This is a genomic window from bacterium (assembly GCA_039961635.1).
Classification (GTDB): Bacteria; 4484-113; 4484-113; order JAGGVC01; family JAGGVC01; genus JABRWB01.
The window spans coordinates 12,681-35,481 of sequence record JABRWB010000090.1; the positions used below are offsets into that span (position 1 = coordinate 12,681).

Annotated in this window: 18 protein-coding genes and 2 tRNA genes; 9 read left to right on the plus strand and 11 right to left on the minus strand. The window is 54.6% G+C overall.

Annotated features, from left to right (window positions below; all coding sequences use genetic code 11):
- Nucleotides 1–10: 10 nt before the first annotated feature.
- The 5 genes from HRF49_11705 (at nucleotide 11) to HRF49_11725 (ending at nucleotide 6,881) form a co-directional block, all read left to right on the plus strand.
- Nucleotides 11–2,266: a hypothetical protein gene (locus HRF49_11705; GenBank protein MEP0815313.1), complete on the plus strand. Its 2,256-nt coding sequence runs from the start codon at nucleotides 11–13 to the stop codon at nucleotides 2,264–2,266.
- 4 nt (nucleotides 2,267–2,270) lie between these two features.
- Complete coding sequence (locus HRF49_11710) at nucleotides 2,271–3,278, plus strand: flippase-like domain-containing protein (GenBank protein MEP0815314.1); 1,008 nt, start codon at nucleotides 2,271–2,273, stop codon at nucleotides 3,276–3,278.
- Between the two features lie 74 nt (nucleotides 3,279–3,352).
- A tRNA-Arg gene (locus HRF49_11715) sits at nucleotides 3,353–3,426 on the plus strand.
- Between the two features lie 5 nt (nucleotides 3,427–3,431).
- Nucleotides 3,432–3,506: transfer RNA gene (locus HRF49_11720), tRNA-Arg, on the plus strand.
- Nucleotides 3,507–3,677: 171 nt separating this feature from the next.
- Complete coding sequence (locus tag HRF49_11725; GenBank protein MEP0815315.1) at nucleotides 3,678–6,881, plus strand: PDZ domain-containing protein; 3,204 nt, start codon at nucleotides 3,678–3,680, stop codon at nucleotides 6,879–6,881.
- Nucleotides 6,882–6,916: 35 nt separating this feature from the next.
- Here HRF49_11725 and HRF49_11730 read toward each other — a convergent pair whose 3' ends face one another.
- Nucleotides 6,917–7,849, minus strand: a complete 933-nt coding sequence (locus HRF49_11730) for a response regulator (GenBank protein MEP0815316.1) — start codon at nucleotides 7,847–7,849, stop codon at nucleotides 6,917–6,919.
- A gap of 120 nt (nucleotides 7,850–7,969) precedes the next feature.
- On the opposite strand from HRF49_11730, the gene HRF49_11735 reads away from it, so the two are divergent.
- Together HRF49_11735 and HRF49_11740 are read left to right on the plus strand one after the other, a co-directional pair.
- Nucleotides 7,970–10,573 carry an insulinase family protein gene (locus tag HRF49_11735; GenBank protein ID MEP0815317.1) on the plus strand — a complete coding sequence of 868 codons (2,604 nt, stop codon included), beginning with the start codon at nucleotides 7,970–7,972 and terminating at the stop codon, nucleotides 10,571–10,573.
- 27 nt (nucleotides 10,574–10,600) lie between these two features.
- Nucleotides 10,601–10,813, plus strand: a complete 213-nt coding sequence (locus HRF49_11740; protein ID MEP0815318.1) for a hypothetical protein — start codon at nucleotides 10,601–10,603, stop codon at nucleotides 10,811–10,813.
- On the opposite strand, the gene HRF49_11745 is transcribed toward HRF49_11740, so the two are convergent.
- From HRF49_11745 to sucC, 6 genes are all read right to left on the minus strand, one after another.
- A complete protein-coding gene (locus tag HRF49_11745) occupies nucleotides 10,810–11,832 on the minus strand; it encodes a 2-C-methyl-D-erythritol 2,4-cyclodiphosphate synthase (protein ID MEP0815319.1) in 1,023 nt (340 codons plus the stop codon). The genes HRF49_11740 and HRF49_11745 overlap by 4 nt on opposite strands.
- A complete protein-coding gene (locus HRF49_11750) occupies nucleotides 11,822–12,517 on the minus strand; it encodes a 2-C-methyl-D-erythritol 4-phosphate cytidylyltransferase (GenBank protein MEP0815320.1) in 696 nt (231 codons plus the stop codon). Before HRF49_11750 ends, HRF49_11745 begins: the two co-directional genes overlap by 11 nt.
- Nucleotides 12,517–13,581 carry a TRAM domain-containing protein gene (locus HRF49_11755; protein MEP0815321.1) on the minus strand — a complete coding sequence of 355 codons (1,065 nt, stop codon included), beginning with the start codon at nucleotides 13,579–13,581 and terminating at the stop codon, nucleotides 12,517–12,519. The genes HRF49_11750 and HRF49_11755 overlap by 1 nt, the downstream gene beginning before the upstream one ends.
- A 208-nt stretch (nucleotides 13,582–13,789) precedes the next feature.
- Nucleotides 13,790–15,151, minus strand: coding sequence for a DNA repair protein RadA (gene radA / locus HRF49_11760; protein ID MEP0815322.1), 1,362 nt, complete (start codon nucleotides 15,149–15,151; stop codon nucleotides 13,790–13,792).
- Between the two features lie 54 nt (nucleotides 15,152–15,205).
- Nucleotides 15,206–16,084, minus strand: coding sequence for a succinate--CoA ligase subunit alpha (gene sucD, locus HRF49_11765; GenBank protein ID MEP0815323.1), 879 nt, complete (start codon nucleotides 16,082–16,084; stop codon nucleotides 15,206–15,208).
- 9 nt (nucleotides 16,085–16,093) lie between these two features.
- Nucleotides 16,094–17,257, minus strand: a complete 1,164-nt coding sequence (sucC, locus tag HRF49_11770; GenBank protein MEP0815324.1) for an ADP-forming succinate--CoA ligase subunit beta — start codon at nucleotides 17,255–17,257, stop codon at nucleotides 16,094–16,096.
- A gap of 674 nt (nucleotides 17,258–17,931) precedes the next feature.
- Between sucC and HRF49_11775 the strand changes: the two genes are divergently transcribed.
- Nucleotides 17,932–18,873 carry a hypothetical protein gene (locus tag HRF49_11775; GenBank protein ID MEP0815325.1) on the plus strand — a complete coding sequence of 314 codons (942 nt, stop codon included), beginning with the start codon at nucleotides 17,932–17,934 and terminating at the stop codon, nucleotides 18,871–18,873.
- Between the two features lie 66 nt (nucleotides 18,874–18,939).
- Here HRF49_11775 and HRF49_11780 read toward each other — a convergent pair whose 3' ends face one another.
- The 4 genes from HRF49_11780 to HRF49_11795 are packed head-to-tail and all read right to left on the minus strand — an operon-like array spanning nucleotide 18,940 to nucleotide 21,792.
- Nucleotides 18,940–19,497, minus strand: a complete 558-nt coding sequence (locus HRF49_11780) for a 2-oxoacid:acceptor oxidoreductase family protein (protein MEP0815326.1) — start codon at nucleotides 19,495–19,497, stop codon at nucleotides 18,940–18,942.
- A gap of 6 nt (nucleotides 19,498–19,503) precedes the next feature.
- The gene (locus tag HRF49_11785) at nucleotides 19,504–20,340 is read right to left on the minus strand and encodes a 2-oxoacid:ferredoxin oxidoreductase subunit beta (protein MEP0815327.1); all 837 of its coding nucleotides are present in this window, start codon (nucleotides 20,338–20,340) and stop codon (nucleotides 19,504–19,506) included.
- Nucleotides 20,341–20,363: 23 nt separating this feature from the next.
- Nucleotides 20,364–21,506, minus strand: a complete 1,143-nt coding sequence (locus tag HRF49_11790) for a 2-oxoacid:acceptor oxidoreductase subunit alpha (GenBank protein ID MEP0815328.1) — start codon at nucleotides 21,504–21,506, stop codon at nucleotides 20,364–20,366.
- Nucleotides 21,493–21,792, minus strand: a complete 300-nt coding sequence (locus HRF49_11795) for a ferredoxin family protein (protein MEP0815329.1) — start codon at nucleotides 21,790–21,792, stop codon at nucleotides 21,493–21,495. Before HRF49_11795 ends, HRF49_11790 begins: the two co-directional genes overlap by 14 nt.
- Before the next feature lie 244 nt (nucleotides 21,793–22,036).
- On the opposite strand from HRF49_11795, the gene HRF49_11800 reads away from it, so the two are divergent.
- Nucleotides 22,037–22,747 carry an RsmD family RNA methyltransferase gene (locus HRF49_11800; GenBank protein MEP0815330.1) on the plus strand — a complete coding sequence of 237 codons (711 nt, stop codon included), beginning with the start codon at nucleotides 22,037–22,039 and terminating at the stop codon, nucleotides 22,745–22,747.
- Nucleotides 22,748–22,801: the final 54 nt, after the last annotated feature.

Genomic DNA, 22,801 nt, shown 5'->3' on the forward strand with positions numbered 1-22,801 from the left:
AATCGGATTGGTGGGCGTGCTAAGAAAGACGAAGTATTCGCTGGAATCAATTACGGAACTGCTCGGGAAGCTTGATCCCGTGCTGATCCTTGCCGAATTGGGAGTCAACTCCTCGGCGATCGATCAGAAGAAAGACGGCTTCTTGGCACCTTGCCCCGCGCACAACAGCGGCGCGGACTACACGCTCGTCTACGATTCGGCAAAGAAATCGGCATACTGCCGGGAGTTCAAATGCCCGGCTAGCAAAGTGACCGGCGGGGGCGGCGATCTTATTTGGCTGTACTCTCTCGTACGCCATTCAACTTACGATTCGGCGATTGAGCACTGGGCCCGGCGCCTAAACGTCAGGCTCAAATTGGCAAAGGAAGAAGGCGAGATCGTCCGCCGTCCAGAGCAATTCAAATATATCGAAATTGCCAGATACACGCGCAGCTCCGACGACAATTCACTGCTGCCGGCGCAGTTCGGCTTCGGCAACCAGCAGGCGGAAGACGGGCGGAAAGTAATAATCGACCGGAAGCATCTGGAGGAATTTGTCAACAGGTACAAGGTAGACCTGTTTCAGTCACGGTTTTATTTCGAATACGACAACAAGGCCGACATTGACCAGGCATATCAAGAGGGCAGGCTCTATTTGCTCGGCAATTACTTCATCCCATTTGTCGCCAAATCCAGTGCGGAAATTGTCCATGCCATCAACCAAGCAATTGAAATTGTCGAATTCGTAAGGCTTACATACGACATACCGCTGGACGCCATTCACATCAACTACTCCGGAAAGCGCATCGAGATTGAAATCGACTATACGGTCTTCGGGATTCTGCCGAGGATAAATCTGCATCAATACTACGAAAAAATGACCCGGAAGATTGTCGAGCTCGCATCCAGCGAAGAAGGCAACGGCGTTGACCAATTCGGCCAGATCGATTTTGAAGCTTACAGATATGACGCATTGACGCAGATAACCGGTAGCGCGATCGCTGAAGGCAAAGGCATACACAAGATCAGGCTGCCTTACAACGTTTTCAAGAAGACCAACTATGTCCGCTTGTACGAGATGTCCCAGAAGCGGCCACCGATTGCTTTCCTTGAGCCGATAGAAGCATTCAGTGAGGCCGCATCCGCGCTGTTCTCGCAGATCGCGGGCGACATTGAAGGCAGGATGGATGAGGAACGCGACATAGTCGCGGACAAGTTTTATCAGAAACGCGAGCCCGAGGAATACGACAGCCTTTCCGTATTCGCCCCCCAGCTCTTGCAGCGGTTTTTCAGCGAAAAGCGGCGGATAATCGCTTCACCGTCCAGGCATCTCAACCACATTCTCGGCGGCGGATTCCAACCGGGAAGTCTTACAATCGTTGCCGGATTTCCCGGCAGCGGGACCACCTCTTTTTGCCTGTGGTGCACTAATTACATCGCCCAGCATCATTCTATTCCGTGCGTTTACATCACACTCCAGCAGGGAATAGAGGAGATTTACGTTAAATCGCTGTCGGAAATCGGCGAATTGCCCACGCAGGAGTTAATCGCGCGCCGCAACGATCCGGGCAGCCTGAAGCGCGACGACGCCTTCAATCGAGCGCTTATGGCTGCGTACGAAAAATACCAGGAGTTCAACCAAAACGTGACCGTGATCGAAGGAACGGTCGCAACAGACGAGGAATTTTTGCGCTCGACACTTGTCGAACTCCGGCGCCGACACAAGGCCAGGGGCGAGTTGGGCACTATGTTCGTAGTCTTGGACAGCCTTCAACTGCTGCTCGCAAACATCAACGCGCACACAGACACAACCGTGGACATGAACATCCTGACCAGCCGCATAAAGTCCCTAGCCCGCGAGCTGGACATCTCGATTCTGGCCACCAACGAATACCTGCTTGATTACCACCACTTCTATCCGACCAGCGATATTTCCAACAAGGTTATAGTGAGGTTCTATCAAGACACGCAGTTCGCGGATTCGGTCTGCTTCCTGGTCAGCCAGGACAAGTCGCTGTCGAATATTTCGAAATATTTCCAAATGAACTACACCCAGGCCGTCCATCAAAACACGGTGAACGAAATCGTTGCCAAGCTGGGCGAGCTTGAGAAGCAGCTCCGCGACAATCCCCGCACGCGCAAGTTTTCGGGAGGCTTTACGGTCCTTGAAGTGATTAAAAACCGCGGCGGCAAGCGCGGCAAGGTGCTCTTTATACACGAGCGCGCGATCAGCAGGTTCGTGCCTCTGGAGTACCGCGATCCGGAAGTGGATTCAGAGGTCATTTAATCCCGTGAATGAAACGCGGGAGTCTCCGGACAGCCCCATCGAGCCAAGCCGTCCTTCCGGCAATTCCTACGCCGCCATCCTGCGAATTCTGCTGTCCATCGCCATTGCGGCGGGACTGCTTTGGTTCGTGGTTCGCGGCGTTGACTTGGAGGAAGTGAAGTCCAGCCTGGTTCGCATCTCCGTTGCCGGGTTTTGGACGGGTGCCTTGCTCTATCTTGCATCATACGTTTTCCGAGCGTTGCGATTCCAGGTGATGCTTGCACCATCAAAAATCGCCGTGGGTTTTGGCCGCGCATTCTCGGTAATTCTTTCTTCATTCGCAATCAACTGCGTAGTCCCGGCCAAAGCGGGCGACCTTTATAGGGCACTGGATATTTCCCGGAGGCATGGAGGCGGATTTTTCGTCGTTCTTGGGGCCATCATCGCTGAACGAGTTCTTGATTTCGTTGCGGTGATTCTGTTTCTTGGATTAGGCATCGCCGGATTGCTTGCCGGCGGCGACGACGTACTGCCCGGCGTCGGATATGCACCGGTTCTCGCGACGCTTGCGGTCATCGCAGCTATGGTCGCTTTTGCGGTCCTTTTGGTAGCCAACATCGAACGCGTTATCCGGTTTCTCCTGCCGACAAAATACCGCAACAAGGTCGCCGGCGTAAAATCCGGCTTTTTGTCCGCGCTGACAAAGCAGTTAGACTTGATTCTGCTTACGCTTCTTCTTTGGATATGCGAGCTTGCTTCTTTCGGAGTGGTGCTGCGGTCTGTCGGAATCGAACTCGGCGCCGTCCGCATCCTGTTTTCGGCTTCTGCGGCCACCTTGTCAAATGCGGTTCCCTTTACTCCGGGCGGGTTGGGTGCTTTCGAGCTGGCATCCAAAGCGATACTGGAAGCTTGGAGTTTCCACGCGCCCATTGTCATTGCAGGAATCGCCGCGGTTAGGCTTGTCAATTACTGGGGGCTCGTCGCGGCGGGAGCGATTGCCGCGGCGATTGAAGCGGCTGTGCCCAAAAAATAGCGAAACTCCTATTCTGGCATCATCAGCCCTGAAGTTTCGTTGACACCCAAATACGCCCCCGGTATAATCCCGCCGCACCCGTAGCTCAGTGGATCAGAGCGTCTGACTACGGATCAGGAGGCCGCAGGTTCGAATCCTGTCGGGTGCGCTTATGCCCTCGTAGTTCAATGGATAGAACGGGAGTCTCCTAAACTCTAAATACAGGTTCGATTCCTGTCGAGGGTACCATTCGCGCTCGCGTCTTCGGCCGGACGGAAACCGAAATCTGGGGACGGTCGGTCGCTCTACAAGGAGAATAAAATGCCCTCGAAGACTCAACGTATCTTGTTTGCCGTTGCCCTTATCTTTTTTTGCCTTTCCACAGACAGCACTGCCGCGGATGACGTAATTAACGCGGCAATGTTGCGTTTTCCGGATGTTAGCAGGAACAAAATCGCATTTGTATACGACAACGATGTATGGATTGCACCGAAGGACGGCGGAACAGCAGTTCCCCTAAGTTCCCCTCCCGGCGCTGAATTCGCGCCCAAGTTCAGCCCAGACGGACAAACGATCGCATTCAGCGCCAATTACGACGGAAACGTGGACGTTTACACAATCCCTGTAACCGGCGGCATACCGAAGCGGCTAACCTATCATCCTGGCCAAGACGCAGTTGTGGATTTCGCGCCGTCCGGCCGAATCGTTTTCGGTTCGTCGAGGGAGATGCCGTATCCCGGAACGAAACTTTATTACGCAAACGACGGAGGCGGGCTTCCGAGTGCGCTTCCGATGGCCCAGGCGGCATTCGCAAGCTTCTCGGCTGACGGCAAGTGGTGCGCATTCACACCTTGGTCGAGGGAATGGGCGACGTGGAAACGATACAGGGGCGGCACCGCGACAGACATCTGGCTCTTCAATTTGGACAACTTCGAGTCGCGCAAGATAACCGACCACCTTGGAACCGATGACATCCCTATGTATTACGGGAACTCGGTTTACTACCTTTCGGATGCCGGCAAGGAAAACAGGCGCAATATTTGGAAATACGAAATAGGCGTCGGAAGCCACAGTCAGATTACTCACTTCACCGAATTCGACGTCAAATGGCCGTCCATAGGGCCGGAAGAGATTGTTTTCGAATATGGCGGGAAACTGATGCTGCTTGACCTTGTATCGAATAAGACGCGCGAAGTAAGGATTAGCATTCCTGGCGATCATCCCAGCGTACGGCCGCAAATGGTTGATGTTTCCGGCCTTAACTTTGGAGCCTCGATATCGCCGGGCGCAAAGCGAGTCGCAGTCAACTTCCGCGGGGACATCTGGACGCTTCCCGCCGAAAAGGGCTTTCCCCGTAATCTCACTCGCTCCGACGACATCTGGGAGCAGTTTCCCGCCTGGTCGCCGGACGGCAAGTGGATCGCGTATTTCGGCGACGAAACCGGCGAATACGAGCTTTTCATTCGCATGTCGGACGGATCGGAAGATGCGCGGAAACTGACAGACGGCGGAAAGGCATTCAGATATTCGCCCGTTTGGTCTCCCGACTCCAAAAAAATCGCTTTTGCGGACAAGACCGGCTCCTATTTCGTTTATTTGATAGACGAAAAGGAAACGGTTTTTTTGGAGAAAGATCCTTGGGCACTCGGAGGATATTGGATTTCCTGGGCGCCCGACGGCAACTGGCTGGCGTACACGATTCGAGACGAGTCCAATTCGAATTCCACAATTAAGCTCTTCGAGCTAAGAAACCGAGTCAGCCATACTGTGACTTCCCCGATGTTCAACAGCTTCAGTCCCGTTTTCGACAAGAGCGGCGACTTCCTATATTTCATCACCCAGCGCAATTTTGTTCCAACAATGAGCGATCTTGACGACAGCTACCAGTTTTCAAGCTCTGCGCAGATCGCCGCGATGCCTTTGCGCAAAGACGTCGCCTCGCCCTTCGCTCCCGAAAACGACGAAGAGGAAATCAAGGCGGAAGAAGGAACCGCAGGAAAGGCCGGCGATTCCGAACCGGAAGGCGCGAAAAGCGACCAAAATGAAAAGGCGACCGTAATAGACCTTGCAGGACTGGAAGCGAGAACCGTTGTGCTTCCCCTTGCGCGTGGAAATTACTCAAGCCTGGCGGCGGCGGACAAGCGCGTGCTGTATATTCGAGCCACTGCGCCCGGCTCCCAGGGAAGGCTGGAGCTTGCGCAGTACGATCTTTTGAAGAAGGAAGAAACTAAGCTGCTGGATGGAGTCGGCGGCTTTGATCTTACTCCGGACGGCTCCAAGATGCTGGTTTATTCCGGCGGCCAGATGTATATAACAACGGCCGGTCCCGGCGCAGCTCTGGACAAGCGGGTTGATACAAGCGAGGTGCGCGCCCTAATTGATCCGCGGCGTGAATGGAAGGAAGTTATCCGCTATGCCTGGCGCGTTTACCGGGACTTCTTTTACGACCCGGGTATGCACGGGGTGGATTGGCAGAAAGAACTCGACAAGGCTTTGGCGCTTGTCGAGCACGCGGCGTCTCGCGACGACGTTACATACATTCTGGGCGAGATGGTCGGCGAGTTGAACGTGGGCCACGCATACGTATGGAGTTCGCCGACCGAAGAAGAGCCATACATATCGGTCGGGCTGTTGGGCTGCGATTTCAAGCTCGACAAGGATTCCAACGGCGACAAGGGTTACAGAATCTCGAAAATATATCGGGGGGCCGATTGGGATATCGCGGCGACCGGGCCGCTGTCGCAGCCAGGAGTCGATGTTGCCGAAGGCGATTTCCTTCTCGCGGTCAATGGAGTGGGTTTGGATCCATCACTCTCTCCCTACGCGGCGTTCCAGGGCACAGCGGGCAAGCCGACCGAGCTGACCGTCGGCAAATCGGCGCGGCGCAGCGCCGATTCCAGGAAAGTGCTGGTCACCCCGATTTCGAGCGAGTACGAGCTTCGCCACCGCGCCTGGGAGGAGGCCAACAGGCAGTATGTGCTGGACAAAACCGGAGGGCGGGTTGGTTACATTTACGTACGAAACACCTCGTTCGGCGGAATAATCGACCTCGAACGGCAGTTTGTCGGCCAGTTCAAGAAAGACGCATTGATTATTGACGAGCGCTGGAACGGCGGCGGCTTTATTCCGAACCGCCTGATCGAACTACTCAATCGTCCCATAATGTCCTACTGGGCTCGCCGCGACGGTCTTAGCTGGCGCACGCCCGGGCTTGCCCACGCCGGTCCCAAGGTAATGCTGATCAACTACGCTGCTGGATCCGGCGGCGATGCGTTCCCGTACTATTTCAGGCAAGCCGGTCTCGGAAAGCTCGTCGGCACGCGAACCTGGGGAGGGCTGGTAGGCCTGTCCGGCAATCCACCGCTAATGGACGGAGGCTATTGCAGCGTACCTACTTTCGGCTTTTACGAACTGGACGGGACTTGGGGCATCGAGGGACACGGCGTCGATCCGGACGTCTTGGTTGTAGACAATCCCACCCTCCTTGCCAATGGACAGGATCCCCAGCTGGATGCGGCAATAGAGGTAGCGATGAACGAGCTCAACCTTAAGCCGTGGATCGATCCTGATAAGCCGGCATACCCCGATCGCTCCGGCGCTGGTTTGCCGCCTGGCGATAAGTAGCGGGCTAAGTCCGCATTGGAATTGTCCAAAGGAGCTTACTGCGCCGGGCGCAACGCCAACTTTGATCGCTCCATCCCCAGAATGAGCCTGTTGCCTTTGCCGACGTATTTGACATCGGTCATTATGTTTCGCATAAGCAGCACGCCCCGTCCAAGATGCTTCATAAGGTTTTCAGGATCGGTCGGATCGGGGAGCGAAGCATGATCGAATCCGTCGCCCTCATCCTCGATCGCTAATGTCAGCTTGCTGGAATCGATCTTCAACTCGATTTTGATTTTGCGATCGGAATATGGAGGCTTCGAGGCGCGCTCGGCAATGAATTTTTCATAAGATTCGGGCGATTCGCTTAGCAGCTTTTCTTTTTCGCTGCTCGAAATCCCGAGATTTCCGTGCTCGAAAGCGTTCAGCAACGCTTCGTACATTGAAATCTTTATGTCAACCATATTTGGGCTGCATTCAGGCCAGGTGTTCCTTATGGATTCATTGACGTATGCGATGACTCCTTGAAACAGTTTTTGGTCGTTGGGAAGCGCGAAACACACTTCATGGCTTCCTACATACGGCACCACGTCTTTCATGTGAAACTTTTCTTCGTAAATACTAAAAACCCGGTCAATAACGCTTAGCAGTTCGTTTGTCTGAAACGGTTTCTTAACGAAGTTAACAGCGCCCAGCCTTATCGCCTCGATTGCATCGTTCAGCGTCCCGTAACCGGTTACGATGATTACCGGAGTGTCGATGCCACGCTCCCTCATCGCGGTAATAAGTTCAAGGCCGTTCATCCGCGGCATTTTGATATCGGTGATGACCAGGTCGACGGGATGCTCCGCAAGTTTTTCCAGCGCGTCAAGGCCGTCCACGGCGTCGCGGACCGATACATCCGTCGCCGAGACGATCTTTCTCCGAATTATTTCGCGGATGATCTCCTCGTCGTCTACAACCAAAATTTCCTTGCCGCGTTGAAGCAATGGCGACCCCTTGCAAAGGCGTGATATTCTAGATTATCGCCGTTTACATTTCAACACCGGCCGGGCCTCATCTATTTCGCAATTGTGGTAGCATTCCCTCCGGTGAAAAACAGGAATCCAATGGTTAAAAACCTGCCGGTAAAGGCCTACAGCCTTAAAAGCGGCCTCAAGGTATACACGTTCGACGTGCCCGAAAGCGCGCGCTGCTATGTCGACCTTTGGTTCTGCGTCGGCGCCGAATGCGAGCGGCCGGAGCAGTTCGGCATTTCGCATTTCCTGGAGCACATGGTATTCAAGGGAAATGAAAAGTATGGAGCGGGCGACATAGACCGGCTTACGGCGGAAGCGGGAGGCTACAACAACGCCGCGACCGCCCTCAAGTACACGCATTACCACTTTGTAATGCCTCATGAAAGCTTACCGGTTGCCCTCGACCTCCTGTTTGAAATGTGCGCCAGGCCTTCGATCGACAGGCACGAGTTCGATCTCGAACGCCAGGTCGTAATGGAGGAAATGAAGCAGTATCGCGACCATCCTCTTCTCGCGCCTTATTTGCTTCACCAGCTTGGCTTTTATGCAGATACGCCCTGGGGACACAACATTTTGGGCACCGAGGATTCCCTGAACGGCCTTACCGCCGAAGCGATGAAGAAATACCATCGCAGCCACTACACTCCGGGAAACGCGGCTTTGATTGTATCCGGCAAGCTTCCTGATGAACGAAAACTGCTTGAATTGGTTGAGATGCGCACCGAAGGCTGGGGCAAATCGCGTCTTGCTTCAAATTCCAGAAGACGTTTGCCCAATAGACTTCCTGCGGGGGAGCATCGTTTGGTATACCCGGCCGACCAGGAAGTTGCATACGGCTATCTTTCCGTACCGTGCCCCGGTGGTGACGTTTCCGGCGATGGGGCGATACTTTCTCTATTGACATTCCTCCTTGCCGGCACTTTTTCAAGCAGGCTCAATCAGGCGCTGATGGAAAAAGAGCTTCTTTGTCAGGAATTCGAGCTGGCGAGCGAAGACACGCCGCCCGCCAACTCGCTTCTATTCAGATTCGTCACCGAATCAACCGAAAAAGTTCCCCGTATTTTGGAGGTATACAGAGAGCACCTGCAAGAAATAGCAGCGCATCCACCCAGCTGGGACGAACTTTCCACGGCAAAGGCAGCTATCTCTGCACAAAGGAAATTTGGCTCGGAGGACGCCGTCGGCGCGGGCGCTTGGCTCGGCGTCGTCGCCTTTCCGCGGCGTTCGCTCGCGCAGATTGACGCTTTCCTCGACTTATTCGATCGCGCGGTGCCGGAAGATATTTCATCGCTGGCCTCCCGGATTCTTGCGGACATGAACCGAGTAGGAATCACGATTGCCTATCCCGGTACTCAAAAAGAGCCTTCCGTGCCGCAAAATCTGGGGAAATTTCTTTCACCGGCCGTCAGGCGGGTTTTCGTTGAGAAATCTTTAGGCAAAAAGTCCAGTATGTATCCCGAACGCATCGGCAAAACGGACTCCGGAATCGAGGTTTTCGGATGGCATGTTCCTGTTTCGAGCACAGTCAGTTTCCGACTGGATTTTCCTTATGATTTAACATGCGAACCTTCTGCGGGAATTTCTCGAATTACCAACGAGTTGCTGCTCAAAGGCACGAAGCGAAAAAGCGCGATAGAAATATCAAAGCTTTTTGAAAGGGTTGGAGCTTCAATCGATGTTTCTTTCAGTTCAACCCACCTGGGGCTTTCCACCTCGCTCGTTTCCGGCGACTGGGCAATCGCGCCTGCGGTCTTCGCGGAAATTCTTGGATCGCCGCGGTTCGACTCGAAAGAACTTGAACGCGCCAGATGGGACTCTCTGACGAAATTGGCCAGGATAAAGGACGAAAACAGCTCATACGCTTGGGACCGCTTCTGCCGGAGCTTTTTCAAGTCCTCTCCCTACGGCGTGCAGTCGCTCGGAAACGAAAACGACCTTATGGCGCTCAAAGCCCGAACGGTTATGGCGTACGCGAAGAGAATCATCAATCCGGAAACATGCCGCGTTGTAGTTACAGGGTCTTTCGATTCCGCAAGGGTGATGGACCAACTGGAAAGTGAATTCGCCAAATACAAGTTCTCCTCGAAAGAAAAAATCAATCCTCGGGAAGGTACCTTCAAGGGCGGCAACCGCAGACTGTCATTCAAAATGGACAAAGAGCAGTCGGCCCTCTTGGTCGGGATGCCTGCAGCGGGCATTTCCTCGCCGGAGTCGGTATATTGGCAGCTGTTCAACTGCATATTGGGAGTGGGAGCCAATTCAAGACTGTTCCGCATCCTTCGTGGGCGTGAATCGCTTGCATATTCCGTCGGCAGCTCATACTTCGCGGGGAAAAAACTCGCCTGTATCGCAATTTTGATACTTACTTCCTTCGACAAAGTAGAGGCCGCTTGGCAGGGAATAATTCGTGAAATAAGCAATCTCGTTTCAAAGCCACCAACCAAAAGGGAATTCAAGGCCGCGCAGCGATTCCTTTCCGTACTTCAAAGGGATCTTCTGGAAACGCCCCACGGAAAGTGTAGCGAAATTATGCGCGCGTTGCAGCTTGGCATGCCGCCGGACTATCCGCTTACTCGCATTGACGAGCTGCTTGCGGCGGATTACGGCAGATTTTGCGACTTCGTCAAGAACGTTAAAATGGAAAACTGGGGAGCGATACACGTAGGCCGCAGCGGCTGGCCGCCCCAAACATAGCCAAGCGAACGCGGCTATACTCATATCGTGTTTGGCGAACTGACATTGATCGCCGTGGCGGTCTCTTCGATCGCGTATTTCGCGTTTATCCAATCCTATATCGAAGATCCCGATAAACCCTTAAAGGATGCCGACTGGCTTCGGGAGTGGGAGGAATACAACCGGAAAAAAAGGAAGGTCGGCGGATTGATGCAGTTCGAGATCGACAGGATCCTTCGCCCCGGCCGATTGGAACGCTAGTGCTTTTTTCTGGCGGCCGATCTTGCCAGGTGGTCGGCGAAAGCGTTTTGCCCGCGCGGAATGTAATCCAACGATACTTCGGGCATCCTTGCCAATATCTCCGAAGCTTCTGCCCAGTATGGTTGCAGCTCCGGGCTTTTGACTTTGTATTTTCCGGCTAGCTGCCTTTGCACAAGCTCGCTGTCCATACGAATTCTGATACGGCCTTTGTTGCCCGCCAAACCGTCCAGCCACCTGAGCAACTCCAGTACGGCCGTATATTCCGCTACATTGTTCGTGGCGCGTCCGATGTGCCAGGAAAAACCGCAAACGGGCTCACCGTCGGGCAGCGACAAAATGATTGCGCAGCCGCTTGGTCCCGGATTGCCGGATGTTGCACCGTCCGTGTTGAATATCGCTTCCGGAAGTCGGGATAGCATTTTCGCTATTTCGGGCGCATTCGGTTCGTTTCGGGGAGGGTTTTTATAAATCGTTCCCGGGAACACAAGCTTTTCGCGTGAACCGTCTTCAACCGACATATTTTTCTGGGAAAGCGCGGTGGATACTACCGTCGCAACGGCATAGGCCGCTATTCCCTCTTTCCTGCCGGCAAATCCCATTTTTTCGGTGGTGGTGGCCTTTACGTTTACTTGCGACGGAGAAATGTCCAGCGCGGTCGCGATGTTGCGCCGCATTTCAGTATAGTACTCGCAGAGTCTCGGAGATTCCGCCACAATCGTCGAATCCACGTTGGAAACCGCGAATCCATTTCTTTCTGCAAGCTCGGCAACCTTGGCGAGAATTACAAGGCTCGAAATCCCAAGCCAATCCGGGGACGTGTCAGGAAAATGCGTACCGATGTCGTCGAGCCCGCAAGCTCCCAGCAGCGCGTCCGCGATCGCGTGCGCCAGAACGTCCGCATCCGAATGACCGGCCAAACCTGGGTGACCCGGTATTTCAACGCCGCCCAGCACCAGCTTTCTTGCCTGATCGAACCTATGTGCGTCATATCCTATTCCAGTCCGAACGTTATTGTGCACAGTTCATTCCTCCACCCCTTGCGGCGAAGATTGCTCTTACGATTTCAAGGTCGCGATTGGTCGAAATTTTGATATTGGCTTCCTCTCCGGGCACAAAACTCACCTTTGCGCCGCAAGCGAGAAACAGCGACGCATCGTCAGAAAAACACCTTCCTTCGGTTTCCGCCGAAAGGTGAAAGCCAAGCAGTGCTTTCAGTGGAAACGCCTGCGGCGTCTGCGTTCTGATAAGCGAGTCCCTGTTTACATTGCCTGCAAGTACGCCCGCTTCGGTGCGCATTAGTACGGTATCCGGCACGGGAAGAAACGGCGCCGCCCCGGTTGTTTGAGATGCGGCCTCGAAAACAGCGGCGAAAAGTTCCTTCGACGCAAGCGGTCTGGCGGCATCGTGGATAATCACGATTTCGCCCCCGCAAACCTCAAGCGCGTTTTTAACCGATTCCTGCCTGTAGAACCCGCCGGAAACCACGCTGCCCGGCGCTCCAATTTTCTTCATAACTGCCTCGGAAGCAACCCATGTGTCATTGCTTGCTGCAATGACTAATTCGGAAGATGTTCCGGAAGCCCATGCGTTTTCTATACATATCTCAAGAACGGTCTTTCCGCCCCCCAGAACTTCGAGCAGCTTGTTCGCCGCGCCGAAGCGGCTGCTTGCCCCCGCCGCGACAATAACTAGCGAGGCGCGCACTAAAGCTCCTTGCTGTTGTCGTTGATTCGCGCGAAAATCAGCCTTCCGGCCTGGGTTTGCATTACCGATGTGACGCGAACATCCACAACAGATCCCAGGCGTTCCACGCCTCCCTCGATAACGACCATTGTCCCGTCGTCCAGGTAGCCGACGCCCTGGCCATGCTCCTTGCCTGCCTTGATGATAAGCACCTGCAACGTTTCGTTCGGCACGACCATCGGCTTGACCGCGTTGGCAAGCTCGTTGATGTTCAGCACGTCCACTTCCTGGACGGTGGCCACTTTGTTCAGGTTGAAGTCGTTCGTCACGACTATCCCCCCTAGGTTTTTCGCTATCCTGATTAGTTGCTCGTCTACCGAATTGGACAGCGCTTCCTCTTCCGTGTCGTCGTAAATTGAAATCGGAAACCTGGGATTGCTCCGCAAATCGTTCAATATTTCCAGTCCCCTGCGGCCCTTTGCCCGTCTCAAATGGTCGTTCGAGTCGGCGATGGCCTGAAGCTCCCGTAGTACGCTTGAAGGAATGACGATGACGCCTTCCAGGAAATGCGTTTTGATTACTTCCGCAATCCGCCCGTCAATAATTGCGCTGGTGTCCAATACTTTCGGCGGAATACCTTTGATACCAAACTGCGCGCCCAGTTGGTCCGCCTTGGCTTCGGGATAAAAGACGTTGACGGCCAGGTTCGCGCCGAAATAACCCAGCCACATTACAAGAACAAGATAAAGCCCTATTCTAACGACAGGATCCTGAAGAAAATTAGCCTCCGCGTCCTTCATGAATGAATACAGAGGAAAAAGAACTATGTAGGTAATTCCCGTTCCAGCGCCGAAACCCAGAACGCCGGCGATGATTCGCTCTTTGGATGAGCGCTGAAGCCGGACAAGCATTTCGGTAAGCAGCTTCGAAAGGCGCGCCTGCAGCAACCCGCTAGACAAATAGCCGATAACAAATCCAAGTCCGAGGATAATAACTTTGACGATTTTCAAATACGTAACTTGTTGAAGTTCATCGCGCAAAACATCTCTGATTAAGGAGGGATTGTTGGAAAGAGTTCCTTCCATCGCCTGAATTGTGGTGCTTAGATATTCCTGCTTGGGCGCCAGCCAGTAGAAATCATAAATTTGCGCGATTAGATACCCGACCAGCCCGCCGATCAGGACGCCAAGAATACGAGAAACTGATTTGCTCATTCGAAATCGGGGAAATTCCCCGGCACTCCGTAAATTTTAGCATGTTCTATCGAGTTCTCCTCGAATGCGGTACGTTTGGCTAATCGGTCGCGCCGAATATCCTCTGCACTGCACTCTGCAGCGAGTTAACCGCCACTACCCCGTCCGCGGAAGGCGGTTCCGGGCCTCCGCAAATCACAGTTGGGATTCCAAACCGCTTCGCTTCGGCCACCCTGGCCTGTTGGCGCGAAGTGCGCCTTACTTCGCCGCCCAGCCCTACCTCGCCGATGGCGGCAATCGCGGTTTCCGGCGCTTGTTCCAAGTAGCTCCCCAACACCGCGATTATGACCGGCAAGTCCAGCGCGGAATCCAAAATCCTCAAACCACCCGCCACATTGACGTGGATATCCCTCGTGGCCATAGGGATTTTCAAATGCTTTTCGATGACCGCCAAAAGCATCGCCAGCCTGTTCAACTCGAACCCGATTGAGATTCGCCTTGGATACTGAAACGACGACGGCGTAACAAGCGCCTGCACTTCACAAAGCCACGCCCGTGACGGGGAAGTGACAACCCCGAAGATAGACGGACTCGACAGCGCCGAGCCGCCGATCCATGGAAGCTCGTCTTCAGGAACCGCCGCCAGTCCACGCGATGTCATTTCAAACAACCCAAGCTCTCCCACGCTGCCGTATCGGTTTTTGCTTGCACGCAAAATACGCAGATCGAACGCCGCCTCTTCGTCCAGATAACACACGACGTCAACAAGATGTTCCAGCACTTTCGGGCCGGCAATTTGGCCGTCCTTTGTGACGTGTCCGATAAGGATAACCGACGCTCCGGAACGCTTCGCCCACTCCGCCAGCCGTGCAGCGCTTTCGCGCACCTGGGCGACGGTTCCTGCCGCGCTCATCAGCCCCGCAAGACGCACCGTTTGAATTGAGTCTACCACGACCAGCGAAAAGGACTTTTCGCGATCCAACAAATCCAGAACGGAGTCAACTTCGGTTTCGCCCAGCAACTCAAGCTTGGAATCGCCAAGCCCCAACCGCCTTGCCCTGCCAGCCACCTGTTCAGGACTTTCTTCGGCGCTGACATACAGCACCCGTCCGGCCTTCATACCCGCGGCAATTTGCAAAACGATCGTGGATTTGCCGACTCCGGGAGGACCGCCAAGCAAGATCACGCTTCCGGGAACGATCCCGCCGCCGATTAATTTGTCGAACTCGGGCACGCCCGTGCCGGCACGCAGCTCCGTATTTGCCATTGGAATATCGGATACCGACCGGAGTTCAAGTCCTTGTCCGCCCTTCGGCTTTAATCTAAACCCGGACGGAGAAGCATCCGGGATTGCTTCTTCGGCAAGCGTACCCCAGTCGCCGCAGGACTGGCATTGACCCGTCCATTTTGGCGAATGCGCGCCGCATGACTGACATACAAAATGAGTCGTCGGTTTGGCCACGCCGGAATATTAGCACCGCGGTTCGCACCGCAAAGCAGATAGGACTGCGCTACTCTATTTCATTCCGATCGCGCGCCCCGTTTCAGCAACCAGGTCTTCAATAGTGACGGGAACCTTTATCCCTGCGGCTTCGAACGCCGCGACCTTGCTTTCAGCAGTGCCTGTATTGCCGGAAACGATTGCGCCTGCATGTCCCATCCGCTTCCCTTTCGGGGCGGTGCGCCCGCTGACGAATGCCACAACCGGCTTGGACATCATATCTTTGATGAACTCCGCAGCCTGCTCTTCGTCGCTTCCGCCGATTTCGCCGACCAGGACGACCGCTTCGGTGGCGGGATCCTCTTCGAATTCGGCAAGCAAATCCACGAACGAGCTACCGATAATCGGATCGCCGCCGATTCCGATGCAGGTGGACTGGCCGATGCCCGCTCGGGTCAATTGATCCACTATTTCGTAAGTCAGGGTGCCGCTCCGTGAAATAACACCGACCGGCCCCTTTTTGAAAATATGGCCCGGCATAATTCCAAGCTTGCACTCTTCGACCGAAATCATTCCCGGGCAGTTTGGCCCCACGAGAATGCTGTCCGTCGTGGTTACGTAGCTGAAAACCTTTATCATGTCGTTTACAGGCACGCCTTCGGTTATGCAGCAGATCACGTCCACGGAAGCGTCCACCGCCTCCACTACGGCGTCGGGAGCAAAAGCGGGAGGCACGAAAATTATGCTCGTGTCAGCCCCGGTCGCCTCGACGGCGTCCTGAACGGTGTTGAAAATCGGCACCTTGTTCTCGAACATTTGCCCGCCTTTTTTGGGAGTGACCCCGGCGACCACGTTCGTGCCGTACTCAATCATCTTCTGCGTGTGGAACGAACCTTCTCCGCCCGTTATGCCTTGCACGACAACCCTTGAATTCGAATCAATCAAAATTGACATTTCGCTCTCCTAGGCCGAGGCTTCAAGCCCATTTATAAGCTCGACAATCTTCTCCGCGCCTTCTTTCATTGTCGGCACGAATGTGTAGCGCGATCCTTCGAGGATTTCCTTCGCTTTATCCTCGTTCGTTCCGGTTAGGCGAACCACCACCGGAAATCCCTTCGGAAAAACGTCCTGCACGTCCAGCAGTGCCTGCGCGACCACATCGCAGCGGGTGATGCCGCCGAATACGTTGAGGAAAAATCCTTTGACCGCGGGATCCTTCAGCACCGTTTCGATGCACTTGACGGTGTGCTCCACGTTTCCGCCGCCGCCGATATCGCAGAAATCGTTCGGCTTGAGCCCCGCTCGCGCGACCACATCCAGGGTCGTCATAACTAGCCCCGCGCCGTTTCCTGCAATTCCCACCGGCCCGCGCATTTCGGGAGGCATATGGACGTATGTAACGTGGTTTTCCTGCGCGAACGCCTCGATCTCGTCCAAGTCGGCCCCGATCTCGCGGAACTTGAGCAATTCTTTGTTCCGGAAAAGCCCGTTGTCGTCGGTCACCATCTTGGCATCCAGAGCAAGCACCCGCCCGTCCTTCGTGACCACAAGCGGATTGATTTCCAGCAGCGAGCAGTCTTTCGCCAGGAACGCGTTGTAAAGCTTCCCGATTATGTCCGATATTTCGGCCATTTTTAACACATCCACTCCGCTTTCGAAAATGGCCCTGCGGATCTGATTCGGCCATAAGCCCACCAGCGGATCGATATGCACCTTCGATATTTTTTCAGGGGTTTCCGCCGCGACTTGCTCGATATCTATGCCGCCCGCAGCCGACAGAATCAACACGAGCATCCTCTCGTCCCGATCGACGGTTATTCCGCAGTAATACTCGTCCCTGATGTCAACCTGTTCGGCGACGAGCACTTTCTGGACGGGAAATCCCTTGATGTTCATCCCCAGAATCTGCGACGCCTTTTCCTTCGCTTCGGCCGGATTCGCAGCCAGCTTGACGCCTCCGGCTTTGCCCCGCCCGCCGATGTGCACCTGGGCCTTGATTACGACCGGCTTGCCAAGCTCCTTTGCTACGGTCTCGGCTTCCTCGGGCGTGAACGCGACCCTGCCCGCCGTAACCGGGATTCCAAACTCGGCAAAGACGTCCTTCGCCTGGTACTCGTGAATCTTCATAACTGCTCCTTAATCCCCGTTGGCAACGGGATGAGGTGGAACCAGCAGAATATATCGGCAGAACGTGAAATGCAACGATGAAGCCTATAGTGCGAATGGGAGCAATTATTTCAGCAGGGACTTCAAGATGCACGCAATCGCAAAGGATGGCCGCTAGATTTTTTGCCTGCGGTTCAAAATCACACTCAATTGCCAGTGTGACTTGATACTTTCTTCACAAACATTTTTGTAATATCCGCCAAGATTATTGACGAGAGAGAGAGAGAGAGAATCCTTGCGGCCACCACAAGTAGCGGCCAAAGACATTCAAAAACTGCATGGAGGTGCATTGAAATGAGGGTGATTGTGATTTCGGTGTTTTTGTTTTTGTTTCTGATTGCGGGTGCGGCTAACGCAACCGAATGGCAGGCAATGAGGATTGGCTTGTCTGCAGACGGCCAGACTTGGGTGGAGCAAGATGTTTTGGTTCCGTCCGACGGGTATACCTTTGCATTTATGCTCGGCCAGCCCGTATTTGTCTGGGGTCCAGAATTTGACCCTGAAAACCTGCCGGCAGCTGCGGACAACCTTTGCAAGTGCAATACGCATATGAGCTCGAGGTGCGCTTGCGAAAATATGTGCAGGGCCCACTGGCACGATTTTTGGTGCAACTTCCACGATTCTGGAGAAGGAACATGTGTACCATAAAGGCACTGTATTACTGGCTATCCTTTGCAATATTCACTTTCGCGTTGCTTTGCTCTCCGGTGAAAGGCGAAGAAGCAAGCCCAAGCATGGGGAAGAGCTTCGCATTGCTCGTAACGCTTGAATCGGGCGAAATCGTAATGGAAGGCGAAGAAACCTTTGGGGAGTCATGGAGCTATTTGCTTTGCATGAATCCTAAGGGTGACGAGGTTACTCTTGTGGAGCCAAGCTGGCAGATGCTTCTAAAACCAGCAGGCAATTCTTGGGCTTGTCCGTTCCCGATTGTGCCGCGAGGCGATTTTCTAACTGCGAATTTTGATGACGGTTCAAAAATAGCCATTCGCCTGCCTTACGGCTTGGCAGACCGGATTGCAACCGCAACCGCTCGCTATGAGGGGAAAGACTACGCGCTTGCCGGAATTACCCAGTATGAGGTCGCCAAATTTCAGCTGGATGGCAAGCAAATCGAGCGAACCTTCGACGAAAACGCGGTACCCATGATTGACACTTGGATCGCGCAGGCGGACTGCAAATCAGTTGTAGCATTTCATGAAAGCAGGGGACAGCGCGAAGCGTTGGAGCAATCGGCTTGGGTTCTTTCCCGAATACTCGAGAACTACAAGAACCAAAGGGGAAGCTATCCGCATACGCCTTGCCAGATGTACACCGGGGACAACGCAACGATTTCGAATTTGCCGCTCAATCCTTTCGAAATCGACCGGAATCTTTGCGAGTCAATCCTTTCCCAGCCGCGCCCTAAGGGCTTTGTCCAGTACTTTCCGGAGATAGTTACAAATCCGGATGGAAGCGAAAAAGTGGTTGGCTATTGGATTGCGGTCATTTGTGATGGCGACACGAAGCATCCTGTCAAACCGCTACCTGAAGGCAAGGAGGAGCCGATCAGGGCAGTACTTTGGTTTGAAAAGCATTGACTCCAACCGGAAGTTTGCTCCATTGAATGCAACTTGCTTTAATGCATAGGGCATCCGCCGGATGCCCTATGCGCTTACTTTCAGCTTACCTGTCCTAAACAGCTCCATTCCATATCCGAACGCCTGCTCGTTCGCTTCCTTGTGCCGCTTCGGCACTCTCGCAAGCAGCGCTCCGAGCATGTTCTTGGCGTCGATAACATCTGCCGACGCGCAGATTATTCCAAGCCCGATGATGTTGGCGAAAATCGCCTTTTGATACCTCTCTATCGCGGCTTCCGTTAGCTGGTAGCCCAGCAACCTGACGCCGTCCGGCCTCGGCGGAGTTTTAACCCACGTCGTATCGTAAAGCGCAATCCCGCCCGGCTTGATTTCGCCGGCAAACCGCTCCGCGGCCTCCTGCGTCATCGCCAGCAGGTAATCCGCATTAATCACGGCCGGATAGTCAATATCGAATTCGGAAACGATGACCTCGCTCCGGCTCGCCCCGCCGCGGCTTTCGGGGCCGTAGCTGGCGGTCTGCACTACGTTGTACCCTTGCGCGATCGCAGCTTCGGCCATAATAATTCCGGCAAGCACCAGCCCCTGCCCCCCCATTCCGCTTAATCTGAATTCGAACCTTTGCATTGGCTTCTACCCGGCTTTGGCGGCTTCCTTCGCCGCCTTGGCCTCCTTCGCCTTGGCGATCACGCCGTCGTAAACCTCGCAGTACTCCGGAAGTTCAGTATCTTCGTGGAACTCCCCGATGACGATGCCCTGCTGGGTGCCGTCGTCGCGCTCGATCCTTATCGAGTGCTCCTTCTGGTCTATCAGCATATCGGCGGGCGTCCCGATCAGATTGAACCTCCCGAAGTAAGTCGGGCACTGGGAGATCACTTCGATGAAGCTGAACCCCTTGTGCTTGATCGCCTTTACAACCTGCTTGGTAATCATCTCGAAATGGAACGTCGTGGAACGCGCAACGTAAGTTGCGCCGCACGCCTGCGCAAGCTTGCACAAATCAAAGCTCTGCTCTGCGTTGCCGTAAGGCGCCGTTGTCCCGATGCTTCCATGCGGTGTCAGCGGCGAGTATTGGCCGCTTGTCATCCCGTAGTTCGAATTGTTAAGGACAATGGCGGTCATATCCAGATTGCGGCGGCAGGCATGAATCAGGTGATTACCTCCGATCGCGCTGGCGTCCCCATCGCCCATAACGACGACTACCGTCAAATCCGGCCTGGCTAGCTTTATTCCGGTTGCGAACGCCAGAGCCCTTCCGTGCGTCGTGTGGACACAATTCGTGTCCACGTACGATGGCATCCTGCTGGAGCAGCCGATACCCGAAACCAGCACCGTCTTGTCCGCGTCCAACTCGCATTGCTCGAACGCCTTGACAATGCTGCGCATATCTGTGCCCAGCCCGCAACCGGAGCACCAGATCGTCGGCAGGTTCTCGACTCGCAAGTATTTTTCAAGAAACGCTTCGGGCATATCGAAAGCCGCTCGTCACGCGGCTATATCACCTTCCTGATACACTCGTAAATCTCGGCGGTCGTCAAAAGCGAGCCGGTAACGTTGTTCACGCCGTAAACCGCTGCTTTCCCGCAGACACTCCGCTCGACTTCAAGCTTGAGCTGTCCCAAGTTCATCTCCGGAACGACAAATGCCTTTGCATAGTCTGCGATATCCCTGATCCGCTTTTCCGGAAATGGCCAGACTGTCCTCAAGCGAATGTGACCAACTTTTTTGCCTTCTTTGCGCATTCCCTGGGCAACGTTTAGCGCCGCCCTGCCGGATACTCCGAAGCTGACAAGACATACCTCGCAATCGTCCAGCCCCCACTCTTCGTAATCCTCCATCTCATGTGCGTGGATTTCGATTTTGCGCGTAAGCCGCGTCGTGAATGCGGAAATCTCTTCAGCCTTGCTCGTAAAGAATCCGCGCTCTCCGTGTACCAGTCCCGTGTAATACGGATGCAGTTTGGACCCCAGGTTTGCCAGTGCGGGAATAAGCGATTCGTCCGTCACCATCGGCCTGTAATCGGGCGTATCCTCGTCCGCAACCTTGCGCTCGGCGATTTGGAGCTCGGCCGCAGTACGCATAACGACCTTTTCGCGGATATGGCCGACCACCGCATCAGAAAGCACCGTAACCGGAACGCGGTATTTCTCGGAGTAACTGAAAGCCTTCGCCGTCAGGTCATACATCTCCTGTGCGCTCGCCGGAGCCACCGCCACCGCCGGATGGTCGCTGTGCGTGCCCCATTTCGCCTGCATCAAGTCGCCCTGCCCGGTGGCGGTAGGCTGCCCGGTGGACGGACCGCAACGCTGAACGTTGATTATTACGACTGGAATTTCGGAGACGCAGGCGTAGCCTATATTCTCCATCATCAGGCTGTATCCCGGCCCGCTGGTCGCCGTGCACGACTTCACTCCCGCCATCGACGCGCCGATAATCGCCGCGATCGAGGCGATTTCGTCCTCCATCTGGATGAACTTTCCGCCTTCCTGGGGCAGCCGCGACGACATAATCTCGGCGATTTCGGTGGAAGGTGTTATAGGATATCCGGCATAGAACCTGCATCCCGCGGCGATGGCGCCCTCCGCGCAGGCCTCGTTTCCCTGGAGAAGCCGGACGACGGGTTTATTCTCCGTCATTTTTCGCCTCCCCGGATTCGCTCAAATCTTCTATTGTGATGCAGTAGTCAGGGCAGCGGTAAACGCATTGCATGCACTTGGTGCACACGTCCAGGCGCGTCATCATTGGCTGGCCGATGCTCGAAATATCGAAGCAATCCTTGGGGCAAAACGAAATACAAATTCCGCACCCCTTGCACCAGTCATAGTTGACGGCCATCCGCAGCGGGATTTCCTTGTCCCGCTGTACCCTGACATAATCGACCGACAGTATTCCAGATTCGGCGTGATCGAGCCGTTGAGCCATGATTATCCCGCCCACGCCGCCGGAAAGAAAACCAACGCCGGTCAAAAGGCCGGTTGTGGGCTACAAGCGGGGAATTATAAACACGCATACACGCCTGGCGCAACAAAAAGCCGCCTATTTGCCGATTTCCGCCTTGTGACCAATTTAGCAAGCTCCCATTAAACCTATCCGTTGACATCGAACGCCGAATAGGCCAAAATCGCTCGCCGTGCGAATCGTGGCGGGCACCCTTAAGAGCCGTTCAGTGACCGTCCCCCGTGGGGCGCGAATCCGCCCGACCACAAGTTACATCCGCGAAGTGGTTTTTTCTATTATCGGCCCCGACAGAATACGCGGTGCTCGTTTTCTGGATTTGTTTTGCGGCTCGGGCGTGGTTGGACTGGAAGCCGTTTCCAGGGGAGCGGCACAGGCGACATTCGTGGACAACGACCATTTTACAGTCGCGGCGCTCGCCAAACTGACCGCTTCCTGGGGAATAGCTGACAGGGCACACGTGGTGATGTCCGACGCCGCCAAGTTTCTGGGCGACGAATTCAGGGATTTCGATCCAACGCTCGGTCTTCGATACGATTTTGTCTATATAGATCCGCCCTATTATCTCGGCAAGCCTCACAAGCTGGCGGAAGCGATTGGCTCCACTTTTGCAGCGATAGCCGAATCCCCCTCATTGTTTTCCGAGAACGGGCTTGTTTTTCTGGAGATTTCGGCTGCGGCGCTCGGTATGTCCGGAAGGAAATTGAGTAGCGGCGCAAAGCGCGCGAGGGAGCTCGAACGCCAGGCAGGCAAACCGATTGGTCCGGCTTATCAGCATCAATTCGACGATCCATGGCCGAACGTGTACCGGTCGCTGGGCATTCCTCTTGAATTTAGACTGGTTGACTGGCGGGTGACGGGCACGACAGCCATCCTGATTATGGGAACGCAGGCCGGCCAGACGGTGCGGGAAATAATCTGATTGTGTATTGCCATTTCCCCGTCCGCGCCGATTGAACTTAAATCCCGCCCCACG